A 24,663-nucleotide genomic window follows, 5' to 3' on the forward strand; every position below is an offset into this window, starting at 1 on the left:
AACATGCCCGGAGCCGGCCGGGCGCATGCCGAGCGCACGGGGCGCCCGGGTGGCATTGGCGCGATCTCAGCGGCCGATCCGGCCCGCCGCGACCACGATCCGGGCGAGTTCCTCGTGGCAGATGTCACTGTGCGCCCCCGAGGGCGCCCCGCCGCGCCGCACCACCGCCGCCGCGTCGACACTGACGCATCCCGCACCCGGCAGCCCGTCCCGCAGCGCCGCCTCCAGCGTCAGCCGGACCGCCCCGCCCACCGCCTGCACGCCGTCGTGGCCCATGGCGCCCCACCGCTCGTCGAAGCCCGCGAAGGACGAGGAGTCCCCGGCCATCCGCGAGGCCAGCGGGTAGAACACCCGCAGCGCGGCGTCGTGCCGCGAGTAGCAGCAGACCACCGGCCCCGCCACCCGCCGCTGGAGCCCCCGCAGCGCCCCGCCGCTGCTCCGCGCGTGCGGCAGCGAGTCCGCGAACGCGTAGTGCGAGAAGGCGCCCTGAAGGAGCGTCAGAGAACGGACGTGGCGCGCCTCGGTCGGGACGCCCCGCAGTGCGTACGCCACCAGCCGGGCGCCGAAGCTGTGGCCGACCAGATGGACCCGTACGCCCGGCCGCGCCCCCGCCAGCCGGGCCAGCACCGGACCCAGCCCCCGCTCGCCGACCTTCCCGGCCCGCCGCTTCATCTCGTAGTACGTCGCCTGACGAAGCAGCTCCTTGCCGCCGCGCCACAGCCTCTTCAGCCCGCCGCCCACAAAGAGCGAGGCCTCCGGCCCGGCGAGCTCCGCCCCGGCCTCCCGCAGCCCCTCCGTGAGCAGCCGGCACAGGACCAGCGGATCCTCCGCGAGCAGCGCGGGCACCGGATCGCCGGCGACGCCGCCCGCACCACCGGCCGGGTCGTCGACACCGCCGCCCGCACCGGCCGCCGTCGCCGCCGCGACCGGCCCGCCCTCCGGACCGGAGAGCAACGCCCTTACCAGAGCGCCGAATTCCCCGAACGCCGCCTCCGACTCCCGCTGCTCCCGCAGAAGCTCCGCGATCCGGTCCAGCTCCGTGCCGCGGCCCGGCCAGAACTCCCCGAGCGCCGCCCGCGTCCCCGCGTCCAACTCGGGCCCGGCCGGCGGGGCACCGGCCGCGGCAGGGGCGTCGAAGTCGGGGATCGGCTCGTCGGAGAACCGGATCGACGGCCACACCACGCCCACGTAGCCCAGCCGGACGCCGGGGGAGCCGGCCACCAGCGCGGGGAAGGGGGCGAAGAAGCGGTCGTACAGCCGCGTCGAGGTGGACCGGTCGCTGTTCCAGCCGTGCGAGAACACGATCAGGTCGGTCGCGTCCAGCCGGTCCACCGCCGCGCGCTGCCGCGGGTCGCAGTCCCCGTCGGCGTCGAAGGTCAGTTCCGTGTACGGTCCCACGCCCACACCCGACATGACGGTCCCCTCCCGCACCGCACCGTGCACCTGAGCACCAGCATCCCGCCGCCCCGGGCCCGCGGCCAGACCCGTGACGGGCGAAGCCGTCCGGTCACATGTCACCGTGTACGGTCACCCGTCACACCGGACGCCCCCGCCCCACCCGCCCCGTCACCCGTACAGCAGGTATTCCTCCCGCACCCCGCGGAACCGGCTCAGCCCCGCCTCCCAGGAGGCCGTCACCTCGTCCACCCCGGCCCCCGCGTCGATCAGCGTCCGCACCCGGTCCGAGCCCGTCAGCCGGTCGATCCAGTGGTCCGGCCGCCACGCGAACCCGCTCCACACCCGCCGCGCCGTCACCAGCAGCCCGATCCCGGTCCGCACCGGGTCGAATGCCTCCCGGTCGTGCACCAGCAGCCGTACCCCGCCCACCGTCCGCCCCTGGAACTTCGAGAACACCGGCGCGAACCACGCCTCGCGCACCCACACCCCCGGCAGCCCCAGCGCGTCCGCCGCCTCCGCCCACCGCCGGTCGATCCCCTCCGCGCCCAGCAGCTCGAAGGGCCGCGTCGTCCCACGCCCCTCCGACAGGTTCGTCCCCTCGAACAGGCAGGTCCCCGGATACACCAGCGCCGTGTCCGGGGTGGGCATGTTCGGGCTCGGCGGCACCCACGGCAGCCCCGTCGCGGCGAAGTCCATCCCGCGCCGCCACCCCGCCAGCCGCTCCACCCGCAGCCGCACCGCCCCGCCGAGGAACTCCCCGTTGAACAGCAGCGCCAGCTCCCCGGCCGTCATCCCGTGCGCCAGCGCGACCGGCTCCCGCCCCACGAAACTCGCGTACGCCCGGTCCAGCACCGGCCCCAGCGCCCGCACCCCGCCCGCCGGGTGCGGCCGGTCGAGCACCACCACCGCCTTCCCCGCCCGCGCGGCCGCCGCCATGCAGTCGTACATCGTCCAGACGTACGTGTAGAACCGCGCCCCCACGTCCTGGATGTCGAAGACCACCGTGTCCACGCCCGCCGCCTCGAAGGCCGCCGCCAGCGCCCGCCCGTCGCTGCCGTACGTGTCGTACACCGGCAGCCCCGTCGCCGGGTCCCGCCGCACCGCCTCCGAACCCCCGGCCTGCGCCGTGCCCCGGAAGCCGTGCTCCGGCCCGAAGACCGCGACCAGGTCCACCCGGGGGTCGGCGTGCATCAGGTCCACGACGTGCCGGGCCCCGGGGCCGGTGCCGGTCGGATTGGTCACCACCCCCACGCGCCGGCCGGCGAGCGCCGCGTACCCGCTCCCGGCCAGCCGCTCGAAACCCGTCCGCACCCGTCCCGGCGGGGAGCCCGCCGCGCGCGCCGTACCCACCGTGCTCGCCGCGCCGGCCGCCCCCGCGCCGGCCAGCAGTCCTCGTCTCGACAGGCTCATACCGGCCCACGCTAGGAGAACGCCCCCTTCCGGCCGGGCATACCGACCGGTTAGTCTGCCGCCGGGCCGGGCCACCGGCGCCGCCGGCCGACCAGGAGGAGTGGATCCGCGTGGGTGCGTTCGAGGGACAGCGTGTCGTCGTCACCGGAGCGGGCGGGGGCATCGGCGCCGCCCTGGCCCGCCGGTTCGCCGCAGAGGGGGCCCGGCTCGCCGTCAACGACCTGGACCCCGGGCGGACCGCCGACATCGCCGCCGAGCTGGACGCCGTCGCCCTCCCCGGCGACGCCTCCGCCATCGCCCCGGCCGCCCTGGAGGCCCTCGACGGCGCCGTGGACGTCTACTGCGCCAACGCCGGCATCCCCGCCGGCGGCGACGCCTTCGCCGACGAGGACGCCTGGGCCGCCGCCTGGGACACCAACGTCATGTCCCACGTCCGCGCCGTCCGCACCCTGCTGCCCGGCTGGCTGGACCGCGGCCGCGGCCGGTTCGTCTCCACCGTCTCCGCCGCCGGACTCCTCACCATGATCGGCGCGGCTCCGTACAGCGTCACCAAGCACGGCGCGCTCGCCTTCGCCGAATGGCTCTCGCTCACCTACCGGCACCGGGGCCTCGACGTCCACGCCATCTGCCCCCAGGGCGTACGCACCGACATGCTCACCGCCGCCGGCACCGCCGGGGAACTGGTCCTGGCCCCCACCGCGATCGAACCCGCGGACGTGGCCGACGCCCTCTTCGAGGGAATGGCCAAGGGCCGCTTCCTGATCCTCCCGCACCCCGAGGTCGCCGACTACTACCGGACCCGGGCAACCGACCCCGAGCGGTGGCTTGGCAGCATGAACCACCTGCAACGGAACTGGGAGGGCGCATGACGGAACGGGCCGGCCGCACGGAGCCGGAGACGGCCGGGGCGTCCCGCTACGCCGCCCGCCCCTGGCTCGCGCTGCTCGGCCCCGCCCAGCGGGAGCCCGTCAGCCCGCCGCCCAGCGTGCTCGCCGCCTTCCGGTCGGCCGTGGCCCGCGCCCCGGACCGCACCGCCCTCGCCTACTTCGACGGGCGCCTTGGCTACGCCGAGACGGACGCCCTCTCCGACGCCGTCGCCGGCCACCTCGCCGGCCGCGGGGTACGCCCGGGCGACCGCGTCGCCGTGATGCTCCAGAACACCCCGCACTTCGTACTGGCCGTCCTCGCCGCCTGGAAGGCCGGGGCCGTCGTCGTCCCGGTCAACCCCATGTACAAGGCCGGTGAGGTGTCACATGTGCTGCGTGACGCCGAGGTGTCCGCGCTGGTCTGCGCCGACCACGCCTGGGAGGGCTTCCTCCGCGACACCCTCGCCGAGGCGTCCCCGGCCACCACCGTCCACACGGTGCTCACCGCCCGCGACCACGACCTCCAGACCCGCGACGACCCCCGCGTCCTCCCGGGCCACCGCCCCCCGCACCCGGCCTCCCCGACCACGCCGGCGACCCCGGCCGACCAGCCGGCCCCCACCCCTGACGGTCCCGCCCCCACCCCCAGCGGCCCCGCCCCCACCCCCGCCGACCTCCTCACCGTCGCCCGCCAGGCCCACCCCGCACCCGAGGTCCCCGCACCCGGCCCCGCCGACCCGGCCCTCATCAGCTACACCTCCGGCACCGGCGGCACCCCCAAGGGCGCCGTCAACCCCCACGGCGCCCTCACGTACAACGCCGAACGCCAGCGCACCGCCCACGCCCTCCCCGAGGGCGCCCGCTACTTCGCCCTGGCCCCCCTCTTCCACATCACCGGCATGGTCTGCGAGCTGGCCACCTGCCTCACCAACGCCGGTACCCTCGTCCTCGCCCACCGCTTCGAACCCGGCACCGTCCTCGACGCCTTCCGGGAACACCGCCCCCACTACACGGTCGGCCCCGCCACCGCCTTCATGGCCCTGGCCGCCCACCCCGGCGTCACCCCGGACCACTTCGCCTCCTTCCGGATCGTGTCCTCCGGCGGCGCCCCCCTGCCGCCCGCCCTCGTCACCCGCCTCCGCGACACCCTCGGCCTCGAACTCCGCAACGGCTACGGCCTCACCGAGACCACCGCCCACTGCACCTCCGTACCCGTCCACCGCACCGCCCCCGTCGACCCGGCCTCGGGCACCCTCTCCGTCGGCGTCCCCGGCGCCGACACCGTCGTCCGGATCGTCGACGACCACGGCGCGGAGCTGCCCTTCGGCGAGACCGGCGAGATCGTGGTCCGCGGCCCCCAGGTCGTCCCGGGATACTGGCGCCGGCCCGAGGACACCGCCCGCGCCCTCCCCGGCGGCGAACTCCGCACCGGCGACGTCGGGTTCATGGATCCGGAGGGCTGGCTCTACGTCGTCGACCGCAAGAAAGACATGATCAACGCCTCGGGCTTCAAGGTCTGGCCCCGCGAGGTCGAGGACGTCCTCTACACCCACCCCGCCGTCCGGGAGGCCGCCGTCGTCGGCGTCCCCGACCCGTACCGCGGCGAGACCGTGAAGGCGTACGTGAGCCTGCGCCCCGGCACCGAGGCCACCCCCGGCGCCCTGGCCGCGTACTGCGCGGACCGGCTGGCCGCCTACAAGTACCCGCGCACGGTGGAGATCCTCCCCGCGCTGCCCAAGACCACCAGCGGCAAGATCCTCCGCCGGGACCTCCGCGACCGGGCCGCCGGCCCGGCCCCGGCTCCCGGCCCGACCCCGGTCCCGGCTCCCGGCCCGACCCCCACCCCGGTCCCGGCTCCCGGCCCGACCCCCACCCCGGTCCCGGCTCCCGGCCCGACCCCGGTCCCGGCTCCCGGCCCGACCCCGGCCCCGGCTCCCGGCCCGACCCCGGCTCCCCACCCGGTTCCCGGCCCCGCTCCCGGCCGGATTTCGCCGGTGGCCCCCTGACCCGGCACACTCGTCCGGCAGTCGTTCACGCACGCGCACACGAAGGCAGGTGGCGGTCATGGCCAGGTCCACGGACACGGAGGACACCCCCGTTCCCCAGCGGCTGCTCGCCGCCGCCACCCGGCTGTTCGCCGACCGCGGCTACGACCGGACCTCCGTCCAGGAGATCGTCGAGGCCGCCGGCGTCACCAAGGGCGCGCTGTACCACTACTTCGGCTCCAAGGACGACCTGCTGCACGAGGTGTACGCGCGCATGCTCCGCCTCCAGCAGGAGCGCCTCGACGCCGTGGCCGGATCCGACGCCCCGGTCGAGGAGCGGCTGCGCACCGCGGCGGCCGACGTCGTCGTCACCACCATCGAGAACCTCGACGACGCGATGATCTTCTTCCGGTCGATGCACCAGCTCAGCCCGGAGAAGAGCAAGCAGGTGCGCGCCGCCCGCCGGCACTACCACGAGAGGTTCCGCGCCCTGATCGAAGAGGGGCAGAAGACCGGGGTGTTCTCCACCGCCACCCCGGCCGACCTGGTGGTGGACTACCACTTCGGCTCCGTCCACCACCTGTCCACCTGGTACCGCGCCGACGGCCCGCTGAGCCCGCAGCAGGTCGCCGACCACCTGGCCGACCTCCTGCTGCGCGCCCTGCGCCCGTAAGGGCGACCCGTCCCGTCAGAGGTACCGCTTCAGCTCCCGCCGCGCCAGCGACCGCTGGTGCACCTCGTCCGGGCCGTCCGCCAGCCGCAACGTCCGCGCCGCCGCCCAGAGTTCGGCCAGCGGCTGGTCCTGGCTCACCCCGCCCGCGCCGTGCAGCTGGACGGCCTGGTCGAGGATCCCCACCACCGCCCGCGGGGTGGCGATCTTGATGGCCTGGATCTCGGTGTGCGCCCCGCGGTTGCCCACGGTGTCCATCAGCCAGGCCGTCTTCAGCACCAGCAGCCGCAGCTGCTCCACGGTCACCCGGGCGTCCGCGATCCAGTTCTGTACGACGCCCTGCGCGGCCAGCGGCTTGCCGAACGCGGTCCGCGCGACCGCCCGCCGGCACATCAGCTCGATCGCCCGCTCCGCCATGCCGATCAGCCGCATGCAGTGGTGGATCCGGCCCGGCCCCAGCCGCGCCTGGGCGATGGCGAAGCCGCCGCCCTCCTCGCCCACCAGGTGGTCCACGGGCACCCGCGCCCCGTGGAACAGCACCTCCGCGTGGCCCCCGTGGGAGTGGTCCTCGTACCCGTACACCTTCATGGCGCGCCGGACCTCGACGCCGGGCGTGTCCCGGGGCACCAGGAGCATCGACTGCTGGCGGCGCACGTCCGGGCCGTCGGGGTCGGTCTTGCCCATCACGATGAACACCCGGCAGTCCGGGTTCATCGCCCCCGAGATGTACCACTTCCGCCCGGTGACCACGTACTCGTCACCGTCGCGCTCGATCCGGGTCTCGATGTTCGTCGCGTCGGACGAGGCCACCTCCGGCTCCGTCATCGCGAAGGCCGAGCGGATCTCGCCGGCCAGCAGCGGCTCCAGCCACCGCTTCTGCTGCTCCTCGGACCCGAACTGGGCCAGCAGCTCCATGTTCCCGGTGTCCGGGGCCGCGCAGTTGAGGGCGGTGGGTGCCAACTGCGGGCTCCGGCCGGTGATTTCGGCCAGCGGGGCGTACTGGAGGTTGGTCAGGCCCGCGCCGCGGCCCTCGCCCGGGGCGCCGTGCTCGTCCACGAAGAAGAGGTTCCAGAGTCCCTGCCGCCGTGCCTCCGCCTTGAGTTCGGCCACCACCGGGGGCGTGTCCCACGGGGAGGCGAGGCCGGCGCGCTGCTCCTCCGCGACCGTCTCGGCCGGGTACACGTACGCGTCCATGAAGGCCAGCAGCCGCTCCCGCAGCTCCTCGGTGCGCGCGTCGTATGCGAAGTCCATTGCGGGTCAGCCTTCCTGAAGGGTCGTCAGGCCGTGCTCGATGAACACGGGAACCAGGGCGCCGATCTGCTCGAAGCCCGCGCCGACCGTCTGGCCGAGCGTGTAGCGGTAGTGGATGCCCTCCAGGATCACGGCCAGCTTGAACCAGGCGAAGGCCGTGTACCAGGCGATCCCCGAGGTGTCCCGGCCCGACCGGGCGGCGTACCGCTCGACCAGCTCGGCGGGGGAGGGGTGGCCGGGGGCGCCGCTGGTGGTGCTCACCGGGGAGTCGTCCAGGCCCAGGTCGGAGCTGTACATCACGAGCAGCCCGAGGTCGGTGAGGGGGTCGCCGAGCGTGGACATCTCCCAGTCCAGCACGGCCGCGATCCGGTCCCCGTCGTCGACGAGCACGTTGTCGAGGCGGTAGTCGCCGTGCACCACCGTCGGTGCGGGGGAGGCGGGCAGCCGGCGGGCCAGGGTGGCCTGGAGCTCGTCGATGCCGGCCAGTTCGCGGCTGCCGGAGGCGGCGAGCTGCTTGGCCCAGCGGCGCAGCTGCCGGTCGAGGAAGCCCTCGGGCCGGCCGAAGTCGCCCAGTCCCACCTCGTCGGGGTCCACCCGGTGCAGGTCGGCCAGGGTGTCCACGAGCCGCAGCACCACGTCCCGGGTGCGCCCGGGGCCGAGCGGGGCGAGCTGTGCGGCGGTCCGGTACGGGGTGCCGTCCACGTACTCCATGACGTAGAACGGCGCCCCGATGACGTCCTCGTCCTCGCAGAGCAGTACCGGCGCGGGCACGGGCACCCGGGTGCCGTGCAGGGCGCGGATCACCCGGTGTTCGCGGGACATGTCGTGCGCGGTGGCCAGGACGTGTCCGAGCGGCGGGCGGCGGACCACCCAGCGGGTGTGGCCGTCGGTGACCTCGTAGGTGAGGTTCGAGCGGCCGCCCTCGATCAGCCGGCCGGTGAGGGGGCCGGCGGTGAGCGGCGGCCGCTCGCGGTCGAGCCGCTCGCGGAGCCGTGCCAGGTCGAGGCCCCGGGGGCCGGCTGGGGTCATGGGCGCACCTTCCGTCGGGAGGGGGGCGGATCGTTGCCGCCGCTGCCCCGCCCATCATGCCGACCAGTCGGTATGCCGTCCAGGGGGGTGGCCGGATCCCTCCGCTCCGGAGGGACCGTGCGGCTGCCCCGGCCGGGCGGCCGTACGGTCCGGGGCCCCTGCGCGGCGGGGCCCCGGACCGGCGTCATGCGTGACAGGCGACCGGCACCCCGCCGTTCATCTCGGTCATGTCCGTCAGCAGGGCGACCAGGTCCAGCCGCGAGCCGCCCGGCGCGCCGGCCAGTTCGGCGTACGCCCGGTGCAGGTTGGCCACGAGCCGCTCGGGCTCCCGCCACTGCCCGAACTCCCCGAGGTCGGCCTGGCGGGCCGCCTCCAGCGGGGTGATCCCCTTGGCCCGGCCCTCCTCCGCCAGCGTCCCGACGAACCGCAGGTACCGCTCGGTCGCGTCGTATGCCGAGGCGTCGGTGAGCGGCCCGTGCCCCGGTACGACGGTCCGCGCGTCCAGGGAGCGCAGCAGGTCCAGGGCGCGGAGCGAGCCGGACAGCGAGCCGAACGGGATGAACGGGGTGCCGCCGGCGAAGACCAGGTCGCCGGTGAACACCACCCGCCGGTGCGGCAGCCAGACCACGGAGTCGCCCGTCGTGTGCGCGACGCCCGGGTGCAGCACCCGTACCTCGGTCTCCCCGATGTGCAACGTCACACTGTCGTGGTACGTGAGCGTGGGCGCGGCGATGCTGATCTCCCCGAAGTCCGTCCGGGGCCAGATCAGGTGCAGCTGGTGGCCGGCGTCGAGCTGCTCCCGCCGGCTGTTGTCGTGCGCCACCACGGTCGCCTCGGGGAACACGCAGTTGCCGTAGGTGTGGTCGCCGTGGTGATGGGTGTTCACGATGAGCGAGGGCACCGGCGCGCCGGCCGCCTCGACGGCCTCCCGCAGCCACAGCGCCCGCCGCCGGGTGGAGGCCGTGTCCACCAGCAGGGTCCGTCCGCCGTCGCTGACGAACCCCGCGTTGCTCAGGCACCAGCCCCCGTCGGGCTGGACGTAGGCGTACACCTCGGGCGTCAACTCGACGGTGTAGGGCTCTTCGACGGTCGTTCCTGCGGTCATCACGGCTCCCCGGGTCGTGGTGCGGGCGGCAGCATCCTGCCAGCCGCCCCACGCCCCGGGGGAGGGGGCCCCTGCGTGGGCCCCCGGGGTCGGTCAGTGGTCGTCCCAGTGCCCGTCGTGCGCGGCGTGCCGGTGTCCGTCGTGCAGGTAGTCCAGGTGGTCGCCGTGTTCGACGGCCGGATGCCCGCAGCCCTCGCCGTGGGCGTGCTCGTGGGCGTCGTGCGCGACGTGCGAGGTCGTCTCGCACTCGTCCCAGTGGCCCGAGTGCTCGCGGTGCAGGTGGCCGTCGTGGGCGTAGTCGACGTGGTCGCCGTGCGGGACCTCGGCGTGACCGCAGTCCGGCCCGTGGGCGTGCTCGTGGGTGCCGTGCTCTTGGTGCAGGGTGGTCATGGGTCGAGGCTAGTCCGTACTGCCCCGGTATGTCCTGACGGGCCGGCGTGCCGCGGGACAAGCGCGACCATCACACGAACAGACCGCGGCGGCCGACGGCACCGGCCGGCCGCAGGGGCCGACCGCATCGCCCGCCGTGCCGCGGCGCGCCCGCTCAGGCCGCGAGGACCACCACCACCGCGAAGCCCGCCAGCACCGCGATGCCCAGCCCGGCGGCGAGCGCGTGGTGCACCGGCAGCAGCGCCGGCCGGGGCGCGGCGAGCGCCCGGATGCGGCGGTGCGCCACCACCAGGAACCCCGCCCAGACCAGCGTGATCAGCGCGGTCCCCGCCACCGTGAGCGGCGAACCGGAGCTCCGCAGCGCCTGCTTGAGCGCCAGCACCGCCACCACCGTGCAGGTCAGCGTGGTGCGCCGCCACGCCAGCCGGGTCCGCTCCGGCTGGAGCCCCGGATCCCGCGCCGTCGTCCCGTCGTCCGCCGGCGGCCCGGCCCCGCCGGCTCCCCGGGGCCCGCCCGCTCTCCGTGCCCCGCCGGCCCCGGCCGCTGCCGGCGCCCCGGTCACTTCCCCGCCGTCCAGCCGAGCAGGACGACCACGATCATCACCAGCGCGACCAGCGCCACCCCCAGCGTCAGCACCACCGGGAAGCGGGACAGCGGCAGGTCCTCGCCCCGCCGCATCGCGCGCTCGCACCGCATCCAGTGGTTGACCGCCCGCAGCGCACAGGCCGCGCCCACCACCAGCAGCGCGACCGCGATCCCGACGCGCACGCCCCACCGCAGGTCCGGCAGGAACTGGTCCACCGCGAACCCGCCGCCCACCAGCGCCAGCGCGGTCCGCACCCAGGCCAGGAAGGTCCGCTCGTTGGCCAGCGAGAACCGGTAGTCCGGGGTGCCGCCCTCGTCGCGGAGCAGCTCGGGCGAGAACCAGAGGCGCACGTCCTTCAGGAAGTCGATCACCCGGGCAATCTACTGCGGCCCCTCCCCGCGCCCCGCCCGGAAGGCCCTCAGCCGCCGGTACGCGTCGAGCCCGTCCGGCACCCACGCCCAGCCGTCGAGCCGCCGCTCCAGCTCGGCCTCGTCGAGGAAGGCGTGCCAGGCCACCTCCTCCGCCTGTGGATCGACCGCCATGTCACACCGCACCTCGTGCACGTACGACCACCAGGACTGCCCGCTCGCCGGGTCCTCGTACAGGAACTTGAACAGCGGCACCGGCTGCGGCAGCCCCGACACCCCCAGCTCCTCCTCGGCCTCCCGCAGCGCCGCCTCGGCGTAGCCCTCGCCCGCGCCCACCACGCCTCCCACGAACATGTCGTACAGCGAGGGGAACACCAGCTTCGTGGCGGTCCGCCGGTGCACGAAGATCCGCCCCTCGGCGTCGCGGGCCTGGACGAACACGCAGCGGTGCCGCAGCCCCCGCTCGTACATCTCGCCCCGGGTGGCCCGCCCCACCACCCGGTCGTTCTCGTCCACGATGTCCAGGATCTCCTCGGAAGCGCTCATGGATTCATCCAAGCACCGCTGTTGACGGGTTACCGCCGCGTAGCCAAGATCTGGCCATGGCGTACGACGCAGACGTGATCGTTATCGGAGCCGGACTCGCGGGCCTCGCGGCCACCGCCGAGCTGGTGGACGCGGGCAGGAAGGTGATCCTGCTCGACCAGGAGCCCGAGCAGTCCCTCGGCGGCCAGGCCCACTGGTCCTTCGGCGGCCTGTTCTTCGTCGACTCGCCGGAACAGCGGCGCATGCGCATCAAGGACAGCCACGCCCTGGCCCTCCAGGACTGGCTCGGCACAGCCGGCTTCGACCGGCCCGAGGACCACTGGCCCCGCCGCTGGGCCGAGGCCTACGTCGACTTCGCCGCCGGCGAGAAGCGGTCCTGGCTGCACGCCCAGGGCGTGCGCTTCTTCCCCGTCGTCGGCTGGGCAGAGCGCGGCGGCTACGACGCCACCGGCCACGGCAACTCCGTGCCCCGCTTCCACATCACCTGGGGCACCGGCCCCGGCCTGGTCGAGCCCTTCGAGCGGCGGGTCCGCGCCGGCGTGGCCCGGGGCCTGGTCGAGCTGCGGTTCCGGCACCGGGTCACCGGCCTCGGCCGCAGCGCCGGCGCCGTGGACACCGTCACCGGAGAGGTCCTCGAACCCTCCACGGTCGCCCGCGGCCAGTCCAGCAGCCGCGAGGTCACCGGCGCCTTCGAACTCCGCGCCCAGGCCGTGATCGTCACCTCCGGAGGCATCGGAGGCAACCACGACCTGGTCCGCGCCCAGTGGCCGGCCCGCCTCGGCACCCCGCCCGCCAAGCTCCTCTCCGGCGTGCCCGCGCACGTCGACGGCCTGATGCTCGGCATCACCGAACGGGCGGGCGCGCGCCACATCAACAAGGACCGCATGTGGCACTACACCGAGGGCATCGAGAACTGGGACCCCATCTGGCCCCGGCACGGCATCCGCATCCTGCCAGGCCCGTCCAGCCTCTGGCTCGACGCCACCGGCAAGCGGCTGCCCGTACCGCTCTTCCCCGGCTTCGACACCCTCGGCACGCTCGAACACATCATGCGCACCGGCCACGACCACACCTGGTTCGTGCTCGACCAGCGCATCATCGGCAAGGAGTTCGCGCTCTCCGGCTCCGAGCAGAACCCGGACCTCACCGGCCGGTCGGTCCGCGACGTGATCAACCGCGCCCGGCAGGCGGTGCCCGGACCGGTCAGGGCCTTCATGGACCACGGCGTCGACTTCGTCGTCGAGCGCGACCTGTCCGCCCTGGTCCGCGGCATGAACGCGCTCACCGAGAAGCCGCTCATCGACGAGGAGGCGCTGCGCCGCGAGATCGTCGCCCGCGACCGCGAGATCACCAACCCGTTCACCAAGGACCTCCAGGTCACCGCCATCCACGGGGCCCGCAGGTACCTCGGCGACAAGCTGATCCGCACCGCCGCGCCGCACCGCATCCTCGACCCCAAGGCCGGCCCGCTGATCGCCGTACGGCTGAACATCCTCACCCGCAAGTCCCTCGGCGGGCTGGAGACCGACCTCTCCTCCCGGGTCCTCGCCGAGGGCGGCGAGCCGCTGCCCGGCGTGTACGCCGCCGGCGAGGCCGCCGGCTTCGGCGGCGGGGGCGTGCACGGCTACCGCGCCCTGGAGGGCACCTTCCTCGGCGGCTGCCTGTTCTCCGGCCGTACGGCGGGCCGCGCGGCCGCGGCGGCCACCGGCTGACCCGGCACCGGCCGGCGACGGGCATCGTGCCGGGCGTGGTCGTCTTCGCGCCGCCGGGCACCGCGGAGGCCGACCGGTCGCGAGGCGGCCCCGGGCAGCCCGGCAGGAGGGGCGGGAGTCCCTCGTACGTGCCCACCGCCGCAGCGCAACCCGGCCGGCACCCCCGCCGCCGGGGCGACCTCTCCAGCCAACTACGCTGCATTCCGGACCAGTTGAAACGCGCCACGTAGTGGACTGGACCTTGACTCGGAGCAACCCCTACCGCTTTGCTGTGCGTGATCATTCGCTCGTAGACCGTAGTTGACACCGATGACCGTGTGCCTGGAGGGAAGTCCGCGGATGTCACCGCCTCCGCCGCCGCCCTTCGGCCGCCCCCGCAAGAAGGACGACCAGTTCTTCGACCCCGCGCTCTGCGACACCGAACTCGTCGACGTACGCGGCCAGTTCACCCAGGGGCGCTGGGTCAAGGCGCGTGCCCTGCTGGTCGCCACCGGCGACGACTGGGACCGCCGCGGCCACCGCGTGGTCGTCCTCGCCGAAACCCCCGCCGCCGTGGCCTGGTCCCGCGAATGGCTCCTCGCCGAACCCGAGAGCCCTGACGCCGCGACCCTCCTCGCCTGCGCCCAGGTCTTCGCGGCCCTGCGCGGAAAGGGTTCGCCCGAGAAGGCGGAACAAGCCTGCCGCGCCGCCGCGGCCCGCGAACCCGCCGACCCCACGCCCTGGCTCGGACTCCTGCTCCTGGCCCGTGCCTTCGGCCCGGCCGAGGAGTTCACCCGCACCTTCGACCAGGTCCGCGCCCGGCACCGCGAGCACCACCACGCCCACCACCTGATGGTCGCCCGGCTCGCCGAGCACGCGCCCGCCGCCGGCCCCGACCCGCTCCACGAGGTGTACGACTTCGCCGCCTGGGCCGCCGAGGAGTCACCGGCCGACTCCCCGCTCGCCGTGCTGCCGGTCATCGCCCACGCCGAGCGCTACCGCGTGCTGGCCGCCGAGGGGCACGCCCCCGGAGCCGCCGACCACTGGTCGGGCCGCCGCGCCCGCCAGGTGCTGCGCTCGGCCTTCGACTGGTGGCTGGAGTGGGAGCGCGAGGACCACCCGCGCAACCGCATCGACCTCAACTTCCTCGCCCACGCCAAACTCTGCGAGGGCCGCCCGGCCGAGGCCGCCGCCCTGTTCCACCGGATCGGCCGGCACGCCACCCCCGCCCCCTGGTCGTACCCCGACCTCGACCCGCACCAGGCCTTCCTGGCCGCCCGCAGCGCGGCCCTCGGCTCGGCCTGAACCCGGCACCACCGCGCACCCCGTCACCACGCCGCACCACCTGCCCCACCAGGCACCACCCCGCTCCACGCCCCACCCCCGCTCCACCCCTCCGCAACGCAGCACGCCGCACCACGCCGCACCACCGTCGGGACCATCCCCAGCCCGACCCCACCCCCGTTCGGAAAGGACCACCCGCCATGGCGACGGGCAGTTCCAGCACGCTCCCCGGCACGGCCGAGATACGCACGTACAAGGGCCAGGACCGCGCGCTGCGCGCCGACCGGCTCGGCACCGCGGGCCTCCTGCTCTCCGTACTCGCCGCCAGCGCGCCCCTCATGGTCGTCGCCGGCGTGATGCCCACCACGTTCGGCGTGATGGGCATCGTCGGACAGCCCCTGCTCTTCGTGATCCTGGGCCTCGTCCTGGCGCTCTTCAGCATCGGCTACGCCGAGATGAGCCGGCACGTCCACAACGCGGGCGCCTTCTACGCCTACATCGCCCGCGGCCTCGGCCCCACCGCGGGCGCCGGCGCCTCCCTGGTCGCCCTCATCGCGTACAGCGCCATGCAGGTCGGCGTCTACGGCATCCTCGGCTTCGAGGTCTCCGGCCTCTTCGCCACCTACCTCGACGTGCAGATCGCCTGGTGGATCCCCGCCCTGGCCGGCGTCGCCGTGACCGGCGCGCTGGGCTGGCTCAAGATCGACCTCAACGCCCGGGTCCTCGGCGTGCTGCTGCTCGTCGAGTGCGCCCTCGTCGTGATCTTCGACGTCGCCGCCCTCGTCGAGCCGGGCCCGGAGGGCCGCTCGCTCGCCGCCTTCGACCCCGCCACCCTCGGCGGCGCCGGCCTGGGCACCGCCCTGTGCTTCTGCATCGCCGCCTTCGTCGGCTTCGAGCAGTCCCCGGTCTACGCCGAGGAGACCAGCCGTCCGCACATCGTCGTCTCCCGCGTGATGTTCCTCGCGGTCGGCTTCGTCGCCCTCTTCTTCGCCCTCAGCGCCTGGGCCCTCACCGTGGCCACCGGACCCGCCGCCGTCGTGGACACCTCCTTGAAGGCCGGCCCCGGCCTGCTCTTCGAGCTCACCGGCGCCCGCCTCGGCACCGCCTTCACCGACGTGCTGCACGTGCTCTTCGTCACGGGCATGTTCGCCGCCATGCTCAGCTTCCACAACGTGGTCGCCCGTTACGCGTTCGCCATGGGCCGCGAGGGCCTGCTCCCCTCCGCCTTCGGCCGCACCAGCCCCACCAGCGGCGCCCCGGCCACCGGTTCGCTGCTCCAGACCGTCGTCTCCGTGCTCGTCGTGGCCGCCTTCGCCCTCACCGACGACAAGCCGGCGGGCGACCCCACCACCCCGGTCCTGCACCTGTTCACCTGGATGGGCAGCGTCGGAGCCTTCGGCGTCACCGTGCTGATGGCCACCGCCTCCTTCGCCGTCATCGCCTTCTTCGTACGGCGCGGCGCCGCCGGCGCCCAGGTCTGGCGCCTGGCCGCGGCGGGCCTCGCCGGACTCGCCCTGCTCGGCATCGCCGTCTACACCGTCAAGGACTTCGGCGTCCTCGTTGGCGCCGGCCCCGGCTCCGCGCTGAGCTGGATCCTGCCCGGCCTGATCGGCGCCGCCGCCGGCCTCGGCCTGCTCCACGGCGCGGTCATGCGCTCCCGCAACCCCGAGGCGCACGCCCGCATCGGCCTCGGCAACGAGGCCTTCCGCCTCGACCAGGCGGCCGCACGCGACTGACCCCCGCCGCGTACCACGTCACACGTCACCCGGCGCGCCGCCAATACCGCGCCACACCCCACCGAACCGGGCGGACCGCAGCAGCGGTCCGCCCGGTTTTGGCTGATCCAGTAGCTCATGGTCTCCTTGTGGCCGTTGTACCCATGCCCAGGACCGCGCCCGCAGGCCCGAGTCCGGGCGCCCGGGTCACCGACGGGGCGATCCCCGGAGGTGCGGAGCGACCGTCGGACCGGCGGACCTCCGGCACCGCGGGCGGACCACAACAGACCGCCTCCGTGCCGCCCGGACCTGCCTGTCCCATCCACGAAGGCGAAGTCATACATGAGTGACCGCACCCTGACCGCGGCCCAGACGACCGCGGCGACCCCGCACGTCGACGCCGGTGACGAGGGCTACAGCAAGGACCTGAAGTCCCGCCACATCAACATGATCGCGATCGGCGGAGCGATAGGCACCGGCCTCTTCCTCGGCGCGGGCGGCCGCCTCGCCGGAGCCGGCCCCTCGCTCGCCATCGCGTACGCGGTCTGCGGCGTGTTCGCCTTCTTCGTCGTACGGGCCCTCGGCGAGCTGGTCCTCTACCGCCCCTCCTCGGGTGCCTTCGTCTCCTACGCCCGTGAGTTCATGGGCGAGAAGGGCGCGTACACCGCCGGCTGGCTGTACTTCCTCAACTGGTCGACCACCACCGTGGCCGACATCACCGCCGCCGCCACCTACGCCCACTTCTGGGCCATGTTCAGCGACGTCCCCCAGTGGATCCTCGCGCTGATCGCCCTCTCGGTGGTGCTGGCCGCCAACCTGATCTCCGTCCGCTGGTTCGGCGAGATGGAGTTCTGGTTCTCGATCGTCAAGGTCGCCGCCCTCGTCGCCTTCATGCTGGTGGGCATCTACCTCGTCGCCACCAGCCACCCCATCGACGGCCACACCCCGGGCCTGTCCAGCATCACCGACAACGGCGGCCTCTTCCCCTCCGGCGTGCTGCCGATGCTGCTCGTCGTCCAGGGCGTCGTCTTCGCGTACGCCTCCGTCGAGCTGTGCGGCGTCGCCGCCGGCGAGACCGAGAACCCCGAGAAGATCATGCCGAAGGCGATCAACTCGATCATGTGGCGCGTCGGCGTCTTCTACGTCGGCTCGGTCGTCCTGCTCGCCCTGCTGCTGCCGTACACCGCCTACTCCGGCGACCAGAGCCCGTTCGTCACCGTCTTCGACAAGCTCGGCGTCCCCGGCACCGCGGGCATCATGAACCTCGTCGTGCTGACCGCCGCGCTCTCCTCCCTGAACTCCGGCCTCTACTCCACCGGCCGCATCCTGCGCTCCATGGCGATGTCCGGCTCCGCGCCGCGGTTCACCGCCCGCATGAACAAGGGCAAGGTCCCCTACGGCGGCGTGCTGTTCACCGCCGCCTTCGGCGTCGCCGGCGTGGCCCTCAACTACTTCGTGCCCTCAGACGCCTTCGAGATCGTGCTGAACCTCGCCTCGATCGGCATCCTGGGCACCTGGGGCATGGTCATGATCTGCTCGCTGCTGTTCTGGCGCCGCTCCCGGGCCGGTCTGGTCACGCGCCCCGGCTACCGGCTGCCCTGGGCCCCGTACACGCAGATCGTCACGCTGGTCTTCCTCGCCACCGTGCTGGTGCTGATGTGGAGCGACGGGGGAGTGGGCCGCCAGACGGTGATGTTCCTGCCCCTGATCGGCGCCGCCCTGGTCGGCGGCTGGTACCTCGTCCGCCGCCGCGTGGCCGCCATCGCCGCCGGCTCGGACACCGCGACGCGCAACGGCTGACACGGCCCCCGCGATGCCGAAGGGCCCCGCGGTCCGGGACACTCCCGGCCCACGGGGCCCTTGCCGTTCCTCCCCGCGGGCCTCCGGTCACAGGTGACATCGCAATGTCACACGTGACCGCGCCCGCCACCGGGACAACGGCGAGGACCCCAGCCGCATCGACTGGGGTCCTCATCTGTGTCCGAGGGGGGACTTGAACTCTCCACTCGGGCACCAGCTTCTTAGTGAGCTGACCTGCATAAATGCCCCCGTGGAGGCCGTCCAGGGCCTGCCACGGTTGGTCACTCTCACCTGCTGTTTCTGCCTGTTTCGGGCCGCTGTTGGTCATGCGTTGGTCACGTGACCATCCCGGTCCGCTCCTTCACACAGCAGGGCCTCCAGGCTGGCTGAGAACCGCTCTACACCGGCCGTGCACGCGCTCGTCAACCTTGACGTTGCCACGCCCTCAGGACGAAGCTCGTGCAAGTTGGCGTAAGCCACTCGACACCGGAGGCAGTCATGGCACTACGGTTCATCGGGATTGATCCAGACACCGGGCAGCAGGGTTCCCCCACCGTATGGGTGGACGAGGAGAAGGGGGAGCTGGTGCTTCAGGGCTGGAAGCCAGACGAGAAGCTTGAGGCAGAGTGTGCAGCGTTCGAGGTTCCCGGGCACGCTCCGGGCATCCCGCCGCACGAAGCCGTGATTCGGATTCCGGCCCGTATGGTGCCGATGCTCAGGGAGGCGTGCGATGTCGCAGAACGAGCCGGGCTTTAACGAGCTGCTGGCCGCAGCCAAGCACTCGGCTGTGCACCTGGAGCTGCGCGACTCGTACGGCGTGGGTGATGAGGCCGAGGACTTCGAGACCTGGAAGCGTACGGGCCAGCGCGACATTGACCCGGCGTCCACCTACTGGACGCCCTGGGTTGATTTGATTCGCAGCACCGTGGCCCGAGGAGTGACCGTCCGCCGTGCCCGCGTCGTATCGGAACCGGTAACGGATTACATCCGGTACGAGCACGCCGGCACTGTGGTCAACCTTCACGCCGGGGAGCAGGTTCGCTGGCTGCCCAGGCGGCAGGCGTCGGACATCGCGCTTCCCGGAAACGACTGCTGGGTGTTCGACGGAGAGATTGTGCTCTTCAACCACTTCTCCGGTGATGGGAACTGGTCCGAGCCCGGCTGGGAGGTCCGTTCCGAGCCCGCTGTGGCACGGCTGGCCTCGGCTGCGTTCGAGGCAGTCTGGGAGCGCGGCATCCCGCACGAGAAGTTCACGGTCTGACCTGACGGAAAACGAAGAGCCCACTCATGTCTGCGTCCCCCTCGTCCAGCGCCCAGGCCGCCCGTGAAGCCATCGCCGCCCGTCTCGGGGGCCTACGCAAAGACGCGGAGTTGACCGGGCATGAGTTGGCTCTTCGGTGCGGCTGGAGTCCCGCGAAGTCATCCCGCATTGAGCGGGCCAAGACACCGGCATCGGCCGCCGACATCCGCGCCTGGTGCAAAGCGTGCGGAGCAGAGGATCAGACAGACGATCTGATCGCGGCGAACCGCCAAGCCGACCAGATGTATGTCCACTGGCAAAAGCTGCACCGGCACGGCATGCGCCGGGCGCAGGAGGAGGTTGTCCCTCTCTACGAGCAGACCCGCCACTTCCGCGTGTACTGCTCGAACGTGGTGCCGGGCATGCTCCAGACCGAGGCGTACGCGGCAGCTCTGCTCTCGACCATTGCCGCCTTTCAAGGCACCCCTGACGACTCGCAGACGGCGGCAGCATCCCGAATCGAGCGCTCTCGCGTGCTCCATGACGGCAACCACCGCTTCGCTCTGCTGTTGGAAGAAACGGTGCTTCGCTATCGCATTGGCGACGCTGCCGCCATGGCTGGACAGCTCGGCTACCTGTTGGCTGTCATGGCGCTTCCGAACGTGAGCCTCGGGGTAATCCCTTTCACGGCCCAGCGGCGCGTCTGGCCCTTGGAAGCCTTCTATCTCTTCGACGGCCGCCAAGCGAGCGTGGAGCTACTCACGGCCGCAGTGAACGTCACGGCGCCCAGCGAGGTTGCCACGTACGCCAAGGCGTTTTCCGAGCTGTCCAAGCTCGCTGTCTACGGTGCACCCGCCCGGGCTCTGATCTCGGATGCGATCACGTCCCTCGGTTAGTTTGCATGCAAGCTCGTGCAAGACCGTGGCCCACTCCCTTCCCCGCTTTCTAGGGTCATTCCATCGACCTCGGAAGCGATCGGGAGGGCGCGGCGTAATGACGACGGAACCGAATCGGTGGCATGAACCAACGGTGACGCTGCCTACGCGGAAGGAACCCCCCTCGCCCCGGCCGGTGGCAGGTTGCCCCGAGTGCGCGCGGCTGGGCCAGCTCCGGAAGGCCGCTGTGATGGAGCGGGACAACAGCACGATCGTTGACTGCAACATCCTGCTGCGGATGCACGGGACGGGCCACTGATGGAAATGCAGACGTGGCGGGATTCCTGGGGCCGGGCCGACAACGCTTCAGAGTCCATACGCACGGCCCTGGCTGCCCTCGGCGTTCCCGAGACCGTGTGGAACAGCCTTCGGCCCACGGTGACCCACAACGGAGGGGCCTACGTGGACTTCGGCAAGCTCCCGGCCGATGTCGTTGAGCAGATCGCCGAAGCTCTTCGCCTGCCCGCAGCTCCTCTCTGACTCCCGCCCCTTGTGGGGGCGGGCCTTCGGCCGGCACACGCACGGAGAGGAGGTGCAGCGATGACCGACCCCGGAGAGAAGGACGGCGGCGAGAAGTTCCCGCCCCCGCCCGCCGCGTAACCAGTCCCCAACCGTCAAGAGAGAGGGAATCTCACTATGACGACCATGCTGGAATCTCCCGTCGCCTTACGGCACGGGCGGGACCTCGTCAGTCCCGAGCTGTTCGAGAAGGTGTCGGAGTTCTGCGCGGAGGAGTACGGGCACGAGCTGTCCACCGCCCGGCGGATCGTGGACCAGGCCCTTGCCTTCCTCAAGGTCATGGGCGACACCCGCGCGTTCGACATGACCCCGTCCGACGCCGTCGACCCCGGATGGCACTCGTTCGTGCTCCACACCCAGGCATACGCCGCGTGGTGCGAGGAACAGTTCGGGTTCTTCCTCGGACACGAGCCCAAGGCCACCGTCCGCACCCGGCCGCTGATCGGTTCCGTGGTGGACCGCGTCAGGGCCGCCGGGTTCCACGTCGATGACCGGCTGTGGGGCGCGGCGAAGGAGTGCAACCCGCCCGCCTGCTGCGGTGACGGCGACGGCTGCTGATCCACTCTCACTGAACGGAAGCCGTCCGGGCGTGGCTAAGGCGCCCGGACGGCCACAGCCAAGGGTTCCAAAGATGAGCAGCAATGACGAGGGCCTGACCGGACGAAGTCGGGTCACGGTGTTCGCGATGTTCGGTGCGGTCTTCGGCTACGCCACCCACCACCTTGACGACCGGCGGATCGGAGAGGTGGCCGTAATCGGCCCCCTGAGCCCCGGCGTCGAATGGCCCCGGCTCTGGCAGATGGCCCGCACCTGCGGCAGGCCCGCCGCCAAAGACGCCGAACTTGCACAGTGGATTCTGATCCAGGCGACCCGCTCGTTCGTCTGCGGCAGCGACCGCATCGCCCAGTTCCAAGACCAGGGCTGGAAGCTGGAGCCCGGTGGGAAGCGCGTCAGCTTCGAGTCCACCTACGCCCACCGAGATCATCTGTGGACCGGCAACCTGGCCGTGGAGGGCCTCAGCCCTGACCAGGTAGCCGAGCGCCCTTCGTTCTACCGTGCGTAGCTCGGTTGCCTTTGGTGCCCTGCTTCCCAAACGCCTCCCGTCCCGAACTGTCCTACCCACTGGCATAGTCGAACCAACGAAAGAAGCCCCGGCCGATTTGGCCGGGGCTTGCTTGGTTTGTTGGTGGTTCAGAGCAGTGCGCGGAACGGGTTGGAATCGGAAACCGGAGCAGCGGGCCGCTCCACCGGCACGTCCACTGGAACGGGCTTCGGGGTCGGACGGTAGGCGTCCATCTGGACGACCGTGGCGCGCTTCACGTCACGCTCCGCGCTGGCCGGCTGTGGGGTGGGAGAAGGATTCGGCTGCTCTGTGTGAACGGGAGTGTCACCGCGGAGCGTGAAAACCGTCGCCGGTCGGCCCGTCTTCCCCGACCGTTCCACGGTGACGACGATTCCGGGCAGTGCCTTGACCTCTTCGGCGGTTGCCCCCACGTACGGGAGGACCTGGGAGGAGGTGGCCCGTCCGCCGTTCAGTTCGATCCGGGCCCGGACCTTGTCCGCAAGACTGAGCGGCTGCCGCTTCGCCCTCGGGGCGTCAGTCCCCTTGGTGATCCGTACCGCGTCCTGGACGGAACGGCGTACCAGAGTGAGGGCGCCCGACAGCATCTCTTCCGTGATGGACTCGGAGCACTCGGAGGCCGCGAGGCACGCCGCGACCCTGAGCGTCTGCTCTGCGGTGCGTTCGATGAACACGGCCTGCCCTTCGGGGAGCGTCTCCCCCAGGATGCGGGCGTAGCGCCTTACGATCCGCCACAGGGGCCGGGCGTCCTCGGAAAGGGTGATGACACGGAGTCGGGCCGTGGCCCATCCGTAAGCGTCGGACAGCTCCCGTCCATCCACCTTGGGCAGGCTCACGCGGTCGTCGTCCAGCATCGGGACCGCGCCGAGCAGGAAGGGCAGGATGCGGTTGTACGACCCTCCGGCCGCTTCCGACTCGCCTACGTACTTGGCCCAGTCGGACGGAGTGATGTGGGAGTGAAGGACCATGGCGGGATCGCGGATTTCCTGGGCCTCCTCCTTGGTGGTGTTGCGCAGAGTTGCCCCGTCCCAGGCAGCGCGGAGCTTGGTGGTGAACGACGGGTCACGCTTGACTCGCTTCAAGACCTCCGTCCATTCCTCTTCCACCACCAGGGCCCGGACGTCCCGACCCCGTTCGGTTTCAGTGGTCGCTTCCTGCTGCTCCCACAGGTGATGGACGAGGCTGGCCCCGGAGGTGATTCCGGATGTGGTGTGCGTGGCGAGGAACCGCCCCAGGGAAGGGTCCAAAACGTGAAGCGCTGCCCGCAGCGCGGTCCCTTTCCCGCGCCCGGTACCGGCCACCAGAGCGGACCACAGCAGAAGGGGGCGAGCGGACCCCCGGGAGGAGACCTTGACGGTTCCGCCAATGGCGGCCGACCACATTGACAGGGCCGCCACATATACCCCGAGCGCGTCAGCTTCGAGGAACGGGGCGATCTTGCGGACGGCTCGGCCGATCGGACCGTAGAGAACGGGGGTGCTCATGCTGCTTTCGCTTCCTGAGAGTTGGTTCGGTTGAGAGGGACGACGGACCGCCATCGGCCCCCGTCTTTGGTCTGGGTGTTCGGTTCCTTGGCTGTCTTGCGCAGCAGTGGGAGCACGTCGCCCCCGTCCGCCGGGATGATCACGGCGGTACAGCGGGACACCTTGTCCATCGGGACATGTCTTCTCACGGTGGCCACCGTGGCGGGGTCGTTGCTCACGATCCCCGTACGCTGCCTGCCCTTGGGCGTGGTCCAGGTGATCCAGGAACCGGGCGTGCAGTCGCCCTGGGATGGCTTCGATTCGGCCCCGTACGCCTTGGCGCTCTTCCACACGCTCAGGTCACGGGGGCCGGGGTGACGGCCGCAGTCAGCGGCCGTCACCGTGGGCGCGACACTCAGGCCGCTGCCGCTTTTCCCTGGACAGGCTCCCTGTGGGCCAGCTCGAACGCATGGCGCACGTTCATCGGGACACGGCCCTGGACGGGGAGGTTCGGCCAACCGTTCTGCCTTGCCCAGACCCGGATCACGCGGTTGCGCTCCCGCGTGCTCATCTCGGAACGGTCCACCTTGGCAGGCTCGGGAAGCGGGTCACCCCCGGCCAACTCCCCAGCACAGACAGCTTCCTTGAAGCGGCCCGGGGCCCGCACATCCATGCACGGGATGCCACGCTCGGACGCATCCCGCAGCTTCGACCCGTTGCGCTCCCCACCCTCACCCAGGATGAGCAGGACCGTGCTGTCATCGGCGCGGCCAACGACCTCGTAGCCCAGGTTCCGCACCGCTTCCCGCGCGGTCTCCCAGTCGTAGCCCGGGACCTCACCAGCCACCATCACGGACCGCACGGGGACAGACTCGTTCGCACCCTCGCCCCCATCCTCGGCTTCACACTCCGCCACAACGGGCGACGGCTCACCCACGGGCTCAGGTTCGACACCAGCACTCTCCGGCACCCCCAGGGCATCCACGAGGTACAGACCGAAGGTCTCGGCGTGAGACCCGCACAGGTCCCACTCACGAACTCCCAGAGTCAGCGTGTCCGTGGCCTCTTGCTCGCTCCCATCCTTCGCAAGGTGGGCGTCACAAAGCGTCTTAAGAACGGGAACGAGCACAGTCTTACGCACGTCGGAATCCTTTGATTCGGGATCTGCAAGGCAGGAAGTCAACCGGCCGGAGCATCGCTCTTACGGCTACCGCACTCCTAGGTGCGACGTGATCAACATTGCCGATTCCGTATCTCAGGACAGTAACTAACAGATAACGAAAACATAACTCTAATTACATGAATACAGGGGGTAATGCCTTCGTTATTGG

Annotated in this window: 23 protein-coding genes; 12 read left to right on the top strand and 11 right to left on the bottom strand. The window is 72.1% G+C overall.

Annotation, left to right across the window (positions count from 1 at the left end; translation table 11 throughout):
* Window positions 1-66: 66 nt before the first annotated feature.
* Window positions 67-1,398 carry a serine-threonine protein kinase gene (locus tag ACIF6F_RS35860; protein WP_399957392.1) on the bottom strand — a complete coding sequence of 444 codons (1,332 nt, stop codon included), beginning with the start codon at window positions 1,396-1,398 and terminating at the stop codon, window positions 67-69.
* A 168-nt stretch (window positions 1,399-1,566) separates the two neighbouring features.
* The gene (locus tag ACIF6F_RS35865; protein WP_399957395.1) at window positions 1,567-2,808 is read right to left on the bottom strand and encodes an exo-beta-N-acetylmuramidase NamZ domain-containing protein; all 1,242 of its coding nucleotides are present in this window, start codon (window positions 2,806-2,808) and stop codon (window positions 1,567-1,569) included.
* 110 nt (window positions 2,809-2,918) lie between these two features.
* Here ACIF6F_RS35865 and ACIF6F_RS35870 point away from each other — a divergent pair, with 110 nt between their 5' ends.
* The 3 genes from ACIF6F_RS35870 to ACIF6F_RS35880 are packed head-to-tail and all read left to right on the top strand — an operon-like array spanning window position 2,919 to window position 6,332.
* Window positions 2,919-3,677, top strand: a complete 759-nt coding sequence (locus ACIF6F_RS35870; RefSeq protein WP_399957398.1) for an SDR family NAD(P)-dependent oxidoreductase — start codon at window positions 2,919-2,921, stop codon at window positions 3,675-3,677.
* Window positions 3,674-5,680, top strand: coding sequence for an AMP-binding protein (locus ACIF6F_RS35875; protein WP_399957401.1), 2,007 nt, complete (start codon window positions 3,674-3,676; stop codon window positions 5,678-5,680). The genes ACIF6F_RS35870 and ACIF6F_RS35875 overlap by 4 nt, the downstream gene beginning before the upstream one ends.
* A 58-nt stretch (window positions 5,681-5,738) precedes the next feature.
* A complete protein-coding gene (locus ACIF6F_RS35880; protein ID WP_399957404.1) occupies window positions 5,739-6,332 on the top strand; it encodes a TetR/AcrR family transcriptional regulator in 594 nt (197 codons plus the stop codon).
* A 15-nt stretch (window positions 6,333-6,347) separates the two neighbouring features.
* Here the strand turns inward: ACIF6F_RS35880 and ACIF6F_RS35885 are convergent, their stop codons facing one another.
* From ACIF6F_RS35885 to ACIF6F_RS35915, 7 genes are all read right to left on the bottom strand, one after another.
* Window positions 6,348-7,580, bottom strand: coding sequence for an acyl-CoA dehydrogenase family protein (locus ACIF6F_RS35885; RefSeq protein WP_399957407.1), 1,233 nt, complete (start codon window positions 7,578-7,580; stop codon window positions 6,348-6,350).
* 6 nt (window positions 7,581-7,586) lie between these two features.
* On the bottom strand, window positions 7,587-8,609 hold the full coding sequence (locus ACIF6F_RS35890) for a phosphotransferase family protein (RefSeq protein WP_399957410.1): 1,023 nt from the start codon (window positions 8,607-8,609) through the stop codon (window positions 7,587-7,589).
* Window positions 8,610-8,793: 184 nt separating this feature from the next.
* Window positions 8,794-9,714 (bottom strand): MBL fold metallo-hydrolase, encoded by a 921-nt coding sequence (locus ACIF6F_RS35895; protein ID WP_399957413.1) that lies wholly within the window; start codon window positions 9,712-9,714, stop codon window positions 8,794-8,796.
* 93 nt (window positions 9,715-9,807) lie between these two features.
* Window positions 9,808-10,104, bottom strand: coding sequence for a hypothetical protein (locus tag ACIF6F_RS35900; RefSeq protein ID WP_399957416.1), 297 nt, complete (start codon window positions 10,102-10,104; stop codon window positions 9,808-9,810).
* A gap of 154 nt (window positions 10,105-10,258) precedes the next feature.
* Window positions 10,259-10,666, bottom strand: a complete 408-nt coding sequence (locus ACIF6F_RS35905) for a DUF202 domain-containing protein (protein WP_399957419.1) — start codon at window positions 10,664-10,666, stop codon at window positions 10,259-10,261.
* Entirely contained in the window at window positions 10,663-11,061 is a 399-nt protein-coding gene (locus ACIF6F_RS35910) for a YidH family protein (RefSeq protein ID WP_399957422.1), read from the bottom strand. Before ACIF6F_RS35910 ends, ACIF6F_RS35905 begins: the two co-directional genes overlap by 4 nt.
* Window positions 11,062-11,070: 9 nt before the next feature.
* Window positions 11,071-11,604 (bottom strand): NUDIX domain-containing protein, encoded by a 534-nt coding sequence (locus tag ACIF6F_RS35915; RefSeq protein ID WP_399957425.1) that lies wholly within the window; start codon window positions 11,602-11,604, stop codon window positions 11,071-11,073.
* 56 nt (window positions 11,605-11,660) lie between these two features.
* Between ACIF6F_RS35915 and ACIF6F_RS35920 the strand changes: the two genes are divergently transcribed.
* The 9 genes from ACIF6F_RS35920 to ACIF6F_RS35960 all read left to right on the top strand — a co-directional run bounded on the left by ACIF6F_RS35920 (window position 11,661) and on the right by ACIF6F_RS35960 (window position 21,851).
* Window positions 11,661-13,316, top strand: a complete 1,656-nt coding sequence (locus ACIF6F_RS35920) for an FAD-binding dehydrogenase (protein ID WP_399957428.1) — start codon at window positions 11,661-11,663, stop codon at window positions 13,314-13,316.
* A 339-nt stretch (window positions 13,317-13,655) separates the two neighbouring features.
* Complete coding sequence (locus ACIF6F_RS35925) at window positions 13,656-14,600, top strand: hypothetical protein (RefSeq protein ID WP_399957431.1); 945 nt, start codon at window positions 13,656-13,658, stop codon at window positions 14,598-14,600.
* Window positions 14,601-14,779: 179 nt separating this feature from the next.
* On the top strand, window positions 14,780-16,315 hold the full coding sequence (locus ACIF6F_RS35930; RefSeq protein ID WP_399957434.1) for an APC family permease: 1,536 nt from the start codon (window positions 14,780-14,782) through the stop codon (window positions 16,313-16,315).
* A 321-nt stretch (window positions 16,316-16,636) separates the two neighbouring features.
* The gene (locus ACIF6F_RS35935; RefSeq protein WP_399957437.1) at window positions 16,637-18,094 is read left to right on the top strand and encodes an amino acid permease; all 1,458 of its coding nucleotides are present in this window, start codon (window positions 16,637-16,639) and stop codon (window positions 18,092-18,094) included.
* Window positions 18,095-18,592: 498 nt separating this feature from the next.
* A complete protein-coding gene (locus ACIF6F_RS35940) occupies window positions 18,593-18,850 on the top strand; it encodes a hypothetical protein (protein ID WP_399957440.1) in 258 nt (85 codons plus the stop codon).
* Window positions 18,825-19,355: a DUF6879 family protein gene (locus ACIF6F_RS35945; protein WP_399957443.1), complete on the top strand. Its 531-nt coding sequence runs from the start codon at window positions 18,825-18,827 to the stop codon at window positions 19,353-19,355. Before ACIF6F_RS35940 ends, ACIF6F_RS35945 begins: the two co-directional genes overlap by 26 nt.
* Window positions 19,356-19,381: 26 nt before the next feature.
* On the top strand, window positions 19,382-20,230 hold the full coding sequence (locus tag ACIF6F_RS35950; RefSeq protein WP_399957446.1) for a helix-turn-helix domain-containing protein: 849 nt from the start codon (window positions 19,382-19,384) through the stop codon (window positions 20,228-20,230).
* 684 nt (window positions 20,231-20,914) lie between these two features.
* Window positions 20,915-21,346 carry a hypothetical protein gene (locus tag ACIF6F_RS35955; protein ID WP_267803983.1) on the top strand — a complete coding sequence of 144 codons (432 nt, stop codon included), beginning with the start codon at window positions 20,915-20,917 and terminating at the stop codon, window positions 21,344-21,346.
* A gap of 73 nt (window positions 21,347-21,419) precedes the next feature.
* Window positions 21,420-21,851: a hypothetical protein gene (locus ACIF6F_RS35960; RefSeq protein ID WP_399957450.1), complete on the top strand. Its 432-nt coding sequence runs from the start codon at window positions 21,420-21,422 to the stop codon at window positions 21,849-21,851.
* Between the two features lie 128 nt (window positions 21,852-21,979).
* Here the strand turns inward: ACIF6F_RS35960 and ACIF6F_RS35965 are convergent, their stop codons facing one another.
* Both ACIF6F_RS35965 and ACIF6F_RS35970 read right to left on the bottom strand, forming a co-directional pair.
* The gene (locus tag ACIF6F_RS35965; RefSeq protein WP_399957453.1) at window positions 21,980-23,353 is read right to left on the bottom strand and encodes a DUF3987 domain-containing protein; all 1,374 of its coding nucleotides are present in this window, start codon (window positions 23,351-23,353) and stop codon (window positions 21,980-21,982) included.
* Between the two features lie 394 nt (window positions 23,354-23,747).
* The gene (locus ACIF6F_RS35970) at window positions 23,748-24,473 is read right to left on the bottom strand and encodes a hypothetical protein (RefSeq protein ID WP_399957456.1); all 726 of its coding nucleotides are present in this window, start codon (window positions 24,471-24,473) and stop codon (window positions 23,748-23,750) included.
* Window positions 24,474-24,663: the final 190 nt, after the last annotated feature.

It is taken from the genome of Streptomyces sp. NPDC086023, assembly GCF_044540325.1.
In the GTDB taxonomy this organism is placed as follows: domain Bacteria; phylum Actinomycetota; class Actinomycetes; order Streptomycetales; family Streptomycetaceae; genus Streptomyces.